The following is a 10253-nucleotide window of genomic DNA, read 5'->3' on the forward strand; positions in this document are numbered from 1 at the left end:
GTCGTCCCGGGACTTGGTCCCGGGACCCATCTTCCCGCCCCCACCGCCGACAGCCATGGATCCCGGGAACAAGTCCCGGGATGACAATGAAATATTCGTCATTGCGAGGCGCGAAGCAGGCAAGCAATCCACTCTTCCTTCGCCGCAAGGTGGATTGCCACGCCCTTCGGGCTCGCAATGACGATCCACGACCGCATATACATTTCAGCTCGCTTTCGGCGCGCGCCACTCGACCGGCTCGCCCATCCTCTGTTCAATCGGAATGACGCCCGCCCATATGGGCCAGTTCATATCTTCCGCATCGTCATTCGGCCCGCCTTCGCGAAGCTTTGCCACGACATCGACAAGCGCCACGCGCAAAACCTCTGTCGCTTTCAGCTCCTGTGCATTGGGCGCACGCGCCTCGCGCGAGCGGCCGCGCATCACACGCTCGGTAAAAAGATCGAGAGCCGCAGGCTTTTCATCTGCAGGCAGAGATATGCCGACGCCATGCACCATGACGGAGCGATAATTCATCGAGTGATGAAAGGCGGATCGCGCCAGCACCAGCCCATCGAGCAGGGTGACAGTCAGGCAAAGCGGCGCGCCCGTTCCAAGCACCCGCATGAAACGGCTCTTGCGCGAGCCATGCAGCAGAACACTTTCGCCATCGCGCACATAAAACATCGGCAGCGCCACCGGCCCCGTCTCGCCGACAAAGGCGACATGCGCGACGAAGCCCGCATCGAGAATGGCATGCACAGTCTCGCGGTCGTAACACCCGCGATTTGCGACCTGCCGTACGCGATGAGCTGCCGCCGTCTCATAGTCGCTCATCTCGCCCTTCCTTTCAGACCTCGAGCGTCCGCTTCGGCCGCGCCAGAAGCTCGCCGCCGCAATTCGGGCAGGTGTCGCTCGTCGCCGACGCGCAGTCGGGGCAAAAGGTGCATTCGAAACTGCAAATCCGCGCCTCGCCCGCCTTGGGCGTTGCCGCATGGCATTTTTCGCATTCGGCCTTCATCTCAAGCATGTCGCACTCCTGTTCATGGGCGCTGAAGCTTGCCAGAAAATGGACCTGTCAAAAGGTCCACTTCATCCAATATAATGGAGCCATGCAAACTGCCAGGACAGTCCGCCATGCTTCGCTCGCCCCTGCCCCTCGGCACACTTCATCTCGATCCTGACGCGGCGACGCCGCTCTACCGCCAGCTCTATGACGGATTGCGCGGCGCCATTCTGGACGGGCGGCTGGCCTCCGGCGCGCGGCTTCCATCCTCGCGCCTCCTCGCCACCGATCTCGGCGTCGGCCGCAACACGGTGCTGTCGGCCTATGAGCAACTTGCCGCCGAAGGTTATCTCGAAGGTCAGGTTGGCGTAGGCACGAGAGTCGCCGCATTGCTTCCCGACCGGCTGCTCGAAGTCGGCAAGACGAGCGGACAGCCCCGCAGCGTCAAATCGGCAGCAAGCAACGCGCTGTCCGAACGCGGCAGACAGCTTTCCTCCGTCAAGCGCAGCGCACCGCGCTATGAACGAGGCGAAGCGGTTGCCTTTCAGCACGGGCTTCCAGCCATCGACCAGTTTCCGGCAACCTTGTGGAGCCGCCTTGTCGCGCGCCGCGCCCGCGATCCGCGCAACGGATTGTTCGGTTATGAAACCGGCGAAGGCTACCGCCCCTTGCGCGAGGCGATTGCCGCCCATGCCGGTGCCGCGCGCGGCGTCGTCTGCACTGCCGATCAGGTGATCGTCACCGCAGGCGCGCAGGCCGCGCTCGATCTGGCCGCGCGCATGGTCGTCGATCCGGGCGATGCCGTCTGGCTGGAAGATCCGGGCTATCTCGGCGCGCGCGGCGCATTCCTCGGCGCAGGCGCGGCGATCGTTCCCGTGCCGGTCGATGGCGACGGGATCGACGTCGATGCAGGCATGGCCCTCGAACCCCACCCCCGCCTGATCTATGTCACGCCTTCACATCAATATCCGCTGGGCGTCACCCTCTCGCTGCAACGCCGCCTGCAATTGCTCGAAGTGGCGCGCGCCGAAAACGCCTGGATCGTCGAAGACGATTACGACAGCGAATATCGCTATACGGGCCGCCCGCTCGCCGCTCTGCAAGGCCTCGATCGCTCAGGCCGCGTCCTCTATATGGGCACCTTTGCCAAGACACTCTTCCCTTCACTGAAGGTCGGATATTTGATCGTGCCCGACGCCCTGATCGACGCATTCCGCACCGCCATCCGCATCACCGGACACGTGCCGCCGCCAGCCATTCAGGCGGCCCTGGCCGATTTCATCGAGGAAGGGCATTACGGAACGCATGTCCGCCGCATGCGCGCCGTCTATGCCGCGCGCCGCGCCTGCCTGATCGGCGCCATCGAAACGGAACTCGGGGAATTCCTCAAAGCGGCGCCCGGCGATGGCGGCATGCAGCTCGTCGCCTGGCTTGCCGACGACGCCGACGATAAAAGCGCGGCGGCAATCGCGAATGAAAATGACACTCACGTCACCGCTCTCTCTGCCTACTATTTAAGCGATTGCATGCGTAACGGGCTCTACTTGGGCTTTTCAGCCATCCCGGAAAAGCGCATTATCAGTGCAGCGCGTAGGCTTGCAATCGCCTTTCGCAAAGCGGGTGTGCCTGCGCATCGTTGATGGTCGCGTACTCGTTTATTGCTGATCTGGTTGCATTTTCTGGTTGCGACAGCACCTGCCGACCGAGTGGTGCGACATGCACCACGCCTGCAGGTATGACGCAGCCGGAACACCTTGATCTGCGCCATGTTCTCCGCATGCTGACTTCCTGATGCGAGTAATTGTCATTCCTCAATACTCGAAACAAGGACGCCCCATGCCGCTATAAAATCGAATCGTCATCTTTCTTTTCTAAAATCGCAGATTGTCCTTGAACCAAACATGTAATCGTCACGTAGTAATGAGACGAACGAACGAATTTGGTCAGAAGGTTTTAAATTGGGCCTTGAACAGTATCGGCGCACAGTAAGCGAAACCAAACGGGCTTCCATACTGAAAGCCGGGCGAGAGAATTTTTTGAAAAACGGCTTCAGCCGCGCGGCCGTCGCAGACATCGCACGCGAGGCGGATGTCTCAACCGCCACGCTCTACAAGCACTTCTCATCCAAGGATGAACTCTTCGCCGCCGTGGTGCACGACGCCTATGGCAATATCGGCGGCGAGTTTCCCGACTTCGCAGACTATAACGACATCGACATACGCGAGATGTTTCTGAAGATGGCGCACAACTATCTGCGCGTTCAATTCGACCAGGGCGGCAACGCATTGCTGCGCATCGTTATAGCCGAGGTTCCGACGACGCCGAAAATTGCGCTCGACACATATGAGACCATTGTCAGGCGTCGCTTCGCCGGCCTGAAAGTGGTCTTCGACCATCTGATCGAGCGCAAGCTGATGAGACCGCACGACACGGAGATGGGTGTGAGTTTCATCTCCGGCATGATCAAGGAAGCATTCATCTGGCCTGCCCTCTTCGATGCGGACGCCAAACTTCCCGAAAACACCGACGTGATCATCCACGAAGCGATCGATTTATATCTCGCCCGTTACGGAGTCTGAACTCAAATGCAAGAAATAGTGGGCAACGAAACTGCGTCGGGGCTTCAGAGATATCGACGCGGCGTCATCGAAACAAAGCATGCCGCGATATTGAAGGCGGCCCGCCATATCTTTCTGGAGCGAGGTTATACGCATGCGGGCATGACCGAGATCGCTCACGAAGCGGATGTGTCGACTGCGACGCTCTATAAACACTTCGGATCGAAGGAAGCGCTTTTTTCTGCCGTGGTGAAAGAAGCTGGCGAATTGGACGTCGAAGACTTGGCAATATTGCCCGCCACAGCACCGCTTGCGGAACAGCTCGGTGCGGCGGCGCGCCTTTTTCTCGTCATGCAGTTCGACCAGAAGATGAATGCATTATTGCGCCTCGTCATCGGCGAGGTGCCGGTTGCGCCGCTGCTCGCCCGCAAGACATATGAAGACGTCATCGGCGGACGCCGCGCTTTTGTGTCCAGCGTCTTCGACCATCTGATCGCTCAGGGTCAGTTGAAGCCGCATGACACAAAAATAAGCGCCATGTTCGTCGCCGGCATGATGAAGGAGATCTTTGTCTGGCCCGCGCTTTTCGACGCAAATTTCGTGGCGCCGGAAAACACCGACGAGCAAATCCGCGAAATCGTCGCGGTCTTCCTGACGCGCTACGGCATGTAAACGTCAGCGCGTCGCGACAAAGGCATAGCGATTGACGCTGAAGAAAAATTCGCCGCGCTCGGCCAGTCGCAACTGATCGTCATACCAGGCCTGAACTTCATCTCCGCCAAGGCCGACCTTGGCGCCATTCGCCTGCACATAGCTTCTGATGGAGCGCATGATGCCGCCGGCATAACTGACCGGCTGCCAATGCGCGGAAAACATCGGAACGATTTCGACGCGGGCGACCGTGAAGCCCGCACGACGCAACGAAGGCCCGAGCGTCGCAGGCAAATGCGGATCGGCGAGATGCCCGTCCCAGCAGGACAGCACGCGTCCCATGCGTGCCTCATCGCTCGAATGCCAGACGATGCTGCGCCAGTCCGTATCGAGAATGACCGCCCGCCCGCCCGGCTTCAGCACACGATGAAGCTCCGACAGCGCCCGCGCGATGGGCGCGACATATTCGTAAACCTGCGTCGAGACGACAGCGTCGAACGACGCATCGGCAAAGTCGAGCCGCGCCGCATCGCCCTCGACGCATTCGGCCTGCGGCAAAGCCGCAAGCCGCGTGCGCGCCATCTTGAGCATGGCGGGCGCAGCATCGAGGCCGACAACGCGCCCGGTATCGCCCACCATGCGCGCAAGATCATGCGCGAGAAGGCCCGGGCCGACACCAATGTCGAGAATGCGCTCGCCGGGACGCGGACTGAGCATCTCGATGACGCGGGCGCGCTGCCCCACGACGTCGGGCGTCAGATACATGGCCTCCACGGCCCGCGCCGCCGCCTCGTCAAATTCGATCATGCTGCTCAACGAAGTTTCTCCACGGTTCCAAATTTGTCATTCACCGGCCGGGTCAGCGCCTGCGCAATCGCGTCGGGCTGATCGAGATCGGTGAACCAGAGGCTGTCGCCCGACAAGGTTTTCAGGACAAGCGCGCCACCGCCAAAAAACTTCTGCGGCAGCGAGCGGCGAACATGTACAGCGGCGATCTCCTGCGCGCCTATATGAATCTCCTTCGGTCGCGCAAAGCCCGACCGCGCATAAAGCTCAACCTGCCCATCGTCCCGCATGCGAACCTCGACCGCCAGCACACGCGCCCGCACGGCGGCAAAAAACAGCAAGAGCGGCACGCCCAAGGCCTCGACAACCAGCGCAACCGCACGAAGCCCGCCCAGCACCGGCTGATGCGACACGGCCCACAGATAAATTCCAGCCCACACCAACGCCACCACGATCGACGGCAGGTAGATCGTCCAATGGGCATGCGCGGCGGCGGATGCGGAAAGCGATGAAGGCGGCTGGCTCGTCATGCACCAAGGATCGCAGAGCCGGACCCGCTTGTTAAGCGCGAAGACGAGAGGCGCGCCCATTCGTATATTTCTCCGCAATGATGATAGCTTTGCCGCGACCTGCGCCATTCCATCCCCTCCTCTCCGGCTTTCCCATGACCCGCCTCACCGCCGACCTGATGCTGCTTGCGATTGCGCTTATCTGGGGGGCGGCGTTTGTCGGGCAGGCGATGGCGATGGAGCATATGGGGCCGCTGACTTTTACCGGCGCGCGGTTCCTGCTTGCGGCGCTCGCCGTATTGCCCTTTGCGCTGCGTGAAGCAAAAACGGGTCCGGCCATTCCGCGCGGGCGACTGCCTGCCCTGATCGGCATCGGCGTTGCGTTTTTTCTCGGATGCGCAGCGCAGCAGATGGCGCTGCTGAGCACCAGCGTCACCAATGCGGGTTTCCTGACGGCGCTCTACGTTGTGATGGTGCCGGCCTTTGCCGCCATCGCGGCGCTGATCTGGCCGGGCCTGCGGGCACCTGCCGCGCTCCACCCCGCCATATGGCCCGCCGCTGTGCTGTCGCTGGGCGGAACGTTTCTGCTGGGCGGCAGTCTCGACGGGCTCAATCGCGGCGACGCATTGGTCGTGTTCGGTGCGGTATTCTGGGCGGTGCAAATTCTGGCGCTCAGCGCGCTGGCGCTCGATCTGCGCCGCCCGATCACCATCGCACTCACGCAATATATCGTGACGGCAGCTCTGGGCCTTGCCGCCGGCTTCATCTTCGAAACGCCGAGCTGGGACGCGGCGCTGATGGTCTGGCGCGAACTGGCCTATACGGGCATCGTTTCAGGCGGCCTCGCCTTCACGCTGCAGGCGATTGCGCAAGCGTATACGCCGCCATCCGATGCAGCCATTCTCGTTTCGACCGAAAGCCTCTTTGCCGCTGCCTTCGGCGCGCTGCTGCTCGGCGACCGGCTGAGCATGTCGGGCTGGTTCGGCGCAGCGCTGGTGCTCGCCGCCGTGCTGCTGGTGCAACTCGGCCCGCTATATTACGCGCGACGCTGATCATCCACCTCTGGCGCAACCGCTGCTGAGCGGGCAGGATGCATGCAGGTCAATGCCGGGAGGGCGTGATGGGGCTGACAAACATTCTTGTTTCCTTTGAGGGACGCATCAACCGGCGACCCATCTGGGCCTTCACGCTATTTGCCGCCGCGGTGAATGCTGCTCTTGGCTATGTGGCTTACCACTACATGATGCAAATTCCAGTGACACCCGGCATGACGGCCGATGAGTTGCTCCAGCAGGTACAAAACATCAACCTCATCAAACTCGTTGGCCTGATTTTGCTCTGGCCGTGGCTCGCGCTTTCCGTGAAGCGCGCCCATGACCGTGATCGTAGCGGCTGGTTTCTGCTTCTCTTCCTCGTGCCGATCCTGAACATCTGGCCCGCCATCGAACTCACCTGCGTGGCAGGTACGCCGGGCAGCAACCGCTTCGGTACCGATCCGCTGGCCGACACCCCGCGCAACGGCCTCGGCTGGCTAATTTTCATCGGTATAATTTTTATCATCGCGATGCGGGGCTATTCCGTCTTCAAATTCACCACGTTCATGATGCACCAGATGGAGGGTACGCCCGGATCACAGGTGCCGAACGGCAGAACCCCCAATCCGAGTCTGCAGCCAATCGAAAGCTGACACCGGTTGGCCGTAACGGACGGAGTGGCCCTTTTCTTGGTGCGCATGACGCTCCATATTAGACGTCATGGCTCGCAATACTTTCAAATCCTTCGGACGCGCATCCGACAAGCCCCTCTCATCCAAGGAGGTGAAGGGCCTTGCCGAAGCGCCGGGCGCGAGCTTCGTGCCCGCAAGCGCTGTGGCAGACCGCGATCAGTGGCAAGGCGCGCTGCAAGGCGACCCGGAACACTGGCCGCTCTTTGCGCCGCATCGCCCCGAACGCCCGGAGAAATCCGAAGGCGGCAGGGCACTGAAACTCGTTTCCGAATATGAACCCGCAGGCGACCAGCCGACGGCCATTGCGGAGCTTGTGGAAGGCGTGGAGCGCGGCGAGCGCGATCAGGTGCTGCTCGGCGTCACCGGCTCGGGCAAGACCTATACGATGGCGCAGGTGATCGCGCGGACGCAGCGCCCTGCCCTCATTCTCGCGCCGAACAAGACGCTGGCCGCGCAGCTCTATGGCGAGTTCAAGAATTTCTTCCCTGAAAACGCGGTGGAGTATTTCGTTTCCTATTACGACTACTACCAGCCGGAAGCCTATGTGCCGCGCACCGACACCTATATCGAGAAGGAAAGCTCGATCAACGAGCAGATCGACCGCATGCGCCACTCGGCGACGCGCGCGCTGCTCGAACGCGACGACGTGATCATCGTCGCCTCCGTCTCCTGCATCTACGGTATCGGTTCGGTCGAAACCTATTCGGCCATGACCTTCTCGTTGAAGGTGGGCGAGAAGATCGACCGTCGGCAGTTGATCGCCGACCTCGTGGCGCTGCAATACAAGCGCAACGACGCCGCCTTCGGACGCGGCACCTTCCGCGTGCGCGGCGACACCATCGACGTTTTCCCGGCTCACTATGAAGATCGCGCCTGGCGCATTGCCATGTTCGGCGACGAGATCGAGGAGATTTCCGAATTCGATCCGCTGACCGGGCACAAGACCAACAAGTTCGAGAGCGTGAAGCTCTACGCCAATTCGCATTACGTGACGCCGAAGCCGACGCTCAATCAGGCAATCGAGGAAATATCGCGCGACCTGCAGGTGCGGCTTCAGGAGCTGAAGGGTCAGGGCAAACTGCTTGAAGCCCAGCGACTGGAACAGCGCACGACCTTCGACATCGAAATGATGGAGGCGACGGGAAGCTGCGCGGGCATCGAAAACTATTCGCGCTATCTCACGGGCCGCAAACCCGGCGAGCCGCCGCCGACGCTGTTTGAATATCTGCCCGACAATGCGCTCGTCTTTGCCGACGAAAGCCACGTCACCGTGCCGCAAATCGGCGGCATGTTTCGCGGCGACTATCGGCGCAAATCGACGCTGGCCGAATATGGCTTCCGCCTGCCCTCAGCGGTCGACAACCGCCCGATGCGTTTCGAGGAATGGAACGCGATGCGGCCGCAATCGATGTTCGTCTCGGCGACGCCCGGCCCCTGGGAGATGGAGCAGACGCAAGGCGCCTTCACCGAACAGGTGATCCGCCCGACCGGCCTCATCGATCCGCCGACGATCATCCGCCCCGTCTCCACGCAGGTCGACGACCTGATCGCCGAATGCCACGAGGTCGCAAAAAACGGCCAGCGCGTGCTGGTGACGACGCTGACCAAGCGCATGGCCGAAGACCTCACCGAATATATGCATGAGCAAGGCATACGCGTGCGCTACATGCATTCCGACATCGACACGCTGGAGCGCATCGAAATTCTGCGCGACCTGCGGCTTGGCGCCTTCGACGTGCTGATCGGCATCAACCTGCTGCGCGAAGGTCTCGACATTCCCGAATGCGCGCTGGTGGCGATCCTCGATGCGGACAAGGAAGGCTTCCTGCGTTCCGAAACCTCGCTGATACAGACCATAGGCCGCGCGGCGCGAAACGTCGACGGCCGCGTGATCCTTTACGCCGACAAGATGACCGGCTCGATGGAACGCGCTATCGCGGAAACAAACCGCCGCCGCGAAAAACAGCGCGCCTATAACACTGAGCACAACATCACGCCGGAAAGCATTCGCAGCAATATCGGCGACATCCTCGAAAGCGTTTACGAGCGTGACCATGTGCGCGTCGACACGGGCGATGCCGATCAGGCCTTCATCGGCCACAACCTGCGCGCCCATATCGCCGACATGGAACGCCGCATGAAGGAAGCCGCCGCCGACCTCGAATTCGAAACGGCGGCGCGGTTGCGCGACGAGATCAAACGCCTCGAAGCGACCGAACTCGCCATTGCCGACGACCCGATGGCACGGCAATCGACCATCGAGGACAAGGTGGCCGCCAGCGCGCCGGTCAAGGGCCGCTCCGTGAGCGGCAAGCCGGGCACGCGCGGGAACAAGTATCGAGGCAAGAAACGCTGACGGCTGTGTCTCGTCAGCGCCACGGCCCGATCAATTCCGACGCCTGCGATAGAACACGACTTGCGCCCCGCCGTGCGCGCAAGAGAAGATGCTCCGCCTGACGCTCTTTGGGGGGAAGAGTCATGGATGACAGCATCTACCGCGATTTCTATTGGGCGGCCGACCGGATCGAGTTCTGGTGGGCGATAGCATGGCCTTATCTAAAGTCGGATGCGGCGCTGCGGCTCTATGTGATCGCCTTTGCCTTCATCATCCTCGGCGACTCGATTTACCTCGCCTATCGAATGATGTCCGATTTGCGAAAGATCGAACTTGGCGAATTTGCTTTCCGGCAGAAAGGCCGCAAGCCGCGAACGCAAAAGGCAATCGACAACCTGCGCGAACGCATCAAGGACTTCAGAGCCCAGCGTTGGCGCTTCTTTCTTACCCGGCTCGCGGCATTGCTCGTCTTCGGCTTTGTCGTTCCATCAATCGGCCTTTATCTCTCGGGCATTTATTACGACTGGTTCGATACGAGCCAACACGCCTTCGTCTCCATCTCCAGCGGCGAGATCGTCGCGGCACCCCGCCCCGCGATCCTGACCTGTTTCGTTCTCAATCAGCTAAGTCACGGCACGATGATGGATTTGCTGGAGGTGTTTCATGTCGATTTCGGACAGATCACCAACAATCCCGGCAACTA

At 61.1% G+C, this 10253-nt stretch carries 11 protein-coding genes; 7 read left to right on the forward strand and 4 right to left on the reverse strand.

The features are described 5' to 3' along the window. Nucleotides 1-204 precede the first annotated feature (204 nt). Both WA943_RS02615 and WA943_RS02620 read right to left on the reverse strand, forming a co-directional pair. On the reverse strand, nt 205-816 hold the full coding sequence (locus WA943_RS02615; protein ID WP_424468280.1) for a pyridoxamine 5'-phosphate oxidase family protein: 612 nt from the start codon (nt 814-816) through the stop codon (nt 205-207). 13 nt (nt 817-829) lie between these two features. Beyond that, the gene (locus tag WA943_RS02620) at nt 830-1009 is read right to left on the reverse strand and encodes a DUF1272 domain-containing protein (protein WP_424468281.1); all 180 of its coding nucleotides are present in this window, start codon (nt 1007-1009) and stop codon (nt 830-832) included. A 107-nt stretch (nt 1010-1116) separates the two neighbouring features. On the opposite strand from WA943_RS02620, the gene WA943_RS02625 reads away from it, so the two are divergent. The 3 genes from WA943_RS02625 to WA943_RS02635 all read left to right on the forward strand — a co-directional run bounded on the left by WA943_RS02625 (nt 1117) and on the right by WA943_RS02635 (nt 4215). Next, nucleotides 1117-2625 carry a PLP-dependent aminotransferase family protein gene (locus tag WA943_RS02625; protein WP_424468282.1) on the forward strand — a complete coding sequence of 503 codons (1509 nt, stop codon included), beginning with the start codon at nt 1117-1119 and terminating at the stop codon, nt 2623-2625. Nucleotides 2626-2943: 318 nt separating this feature from the next. Continuing rightward, nucleotides 2944-3564 (forward strand): TetR/AcrR family transcriptional regulator, encoded by a 621-nt coding sequence (locus tag WA943_RS02630; RefSeq protein ID WP_424468283.1) that lies wholly within the window; start codon nt 2944-2946, stop codon nt 3562-3564. 6 nt (nt 3565-3570) lie between these two features. Further along, a complete protein-coding gene (locus WA943_RS02635) occupies nt 3571-4215 on the forward strand; it encodes a TetR/AcrR family transcriptional regulator (RefSeq protein WP_424468284.1) in 645 nt (214 codons plus the stop codon). A 3-nt stretch (nt 4216-4218) separates the two neighbouring features. Here WA943_RS02635 and WA943_RS02640 read toward each other — a convergent pair whose 3' ends face one another. Next, nucleotides 4219-5001, reverse strand: a complete 783-nt coding sequence (locus tag WA943_RS02640) for a class I SAM-dependent methyltransferase (RefSeq protein WP_424468289.1) — start codon at nt 4999-5001, stop codon at nt 4219-4221. A 5-nt stretch (nt 5002-5006) separates the two neighbouring features. Continuing rightward, entirely contained in the window at nt 5007-5570 is a 564-nt protein-coding gene (locus WA943_RS02645; protein ID WP_424468285.1) for a hypothetical protein, read from the reverse strand. Nucleotides 5571-5644: 74 nt separating this feature from the next. On the opposite strand from WA943_RS02645, the gene WA943_RS02650 reads away from it, so the two are divergent. The 4 genes from WA943_RS02650 to WA943_RS02665 form a co-directional block, all read left to right on the forward strand. Further along, a complete protein-coding gene (locus WA943_RS02650; RefSeq protein WP_424468286.1) occupies nt 5645-6541 on the forward strand; it encodes a DMT family transporter in 897 nt (298 codons plus the stop codon). Between the two features lie 68 nt (nt 6542-6609). Next, the gene (locus WA943_RS02655; protein ID WP_424468290.1) at nt 6610-7176 is read left to right on the forward strand and encodes a DUF805 domain-containing protein; all 567 of its coding nucleotides are present in this window, start codon (nt 6610-6612) and stop codon (nt 7174-7176) included. A gap of 67 nt (nt 7177-7243) precedes the next feature. After that, nucleotides 7244-9571 carry an excinuclease ABC subunit UvrB gene (uvrB, locus tag WA943_RS02660; protein WP_424468287.1) on the forward strand — a complete coding sequence of 776 codons (2328 nt, stop codon included), beginning with the start codon at nt 7244-7246 and terminating at the stop codon, nt 9569-9571. A 122-nt stretch (nt 9572-9693) separates the two neighbouring features. Beyond that, on the forward strand, nt 9694-10253 hold a 560-nt coding region (locus WA943_RS02665), incomplete at its 3' end, for a hypothetical protein (RefSeq protein ID WP_424468288.1).

The organism is Parvibaculum sp. (genome assembly GCF_049651025.1).
In the GTDB taxonomy this organism is placed as follows: domain Bacteria; phylum Pseudomonadota; class Alphaproteobacteria; order Parvibaculales; family Parvibaculaceae; genus Parvibaculum.

What these genes read in the sequence shown, in the direction of transcription:
- uvrB (WP_424468287.1), top strand. Translation starts at nt 7,244, where the DNA reads ATGGCTCGCAATACTTTCAAATCCTTCGGACGCGCATCCGACAAGCCC.
- WA943_RS02645 (WP_424468285.1), bottom strand. Translation starts at nt 5,570, where the DNA reads ATGGGCGCGCCTCTCGTCTTCGCGCTTAACAAGCGGGTCCGGCTCTGC.
- WA943_RS02650 (WP_424468286.1), top strand. Translation starts at nt 5,645, where the DNA reads ATGACCCGCCTCACCGCCGACCTGATGCTGCTTGCGATTGCGCTTATC.
- WA943_RS02655 (WP_424468290.1), top strand. Translation starts at nt 6,610, where the DNA reads ATGGGGCTGACAAACATTCTTGTTTCCTTTGAGGGACGCATCAACCGG.
- WA943_RS02635 (WP_424468284.1), top strand. Translation starts at nt 3,571, where the DNA reads ATGCAAGAAATAGTGGGCAACGAAACTGCGTCGGGGCTTCAGAGATAT.
- WA943_RS02615 (WP_424468280.1), bottom strand. Translation starts at nt 816, where the DNA reads ATGAGCGACTATGAGACGGCGGCAGCTCATCGCGTACGGCAGGTCGCA.
- WA943_RS02620 (WP_424468281.1), bottom strand. Translation starts at nt 1,009, where the DNA reads ATGCTTGAGATGAAGGCCGAATGCGAAAAATGCCATGCGGCAACGCCC.
- WA943_RS02640 (WP_424468289.1), bottom strand. Translation starts at nt 5,001, where the DNA reads ATGATCGAATTTGACGAGGCGGCGGCGCGGGCCGTGGAGGCCATGTAT.
- WA943_RS02625 (WP_424468282.1), top strand. Translation starts at nt 1,117, where the DNA reads ATGCTTCGCTCGCCCCTGCCCCTCGGCACACTTCATCTCGATCCTGAC.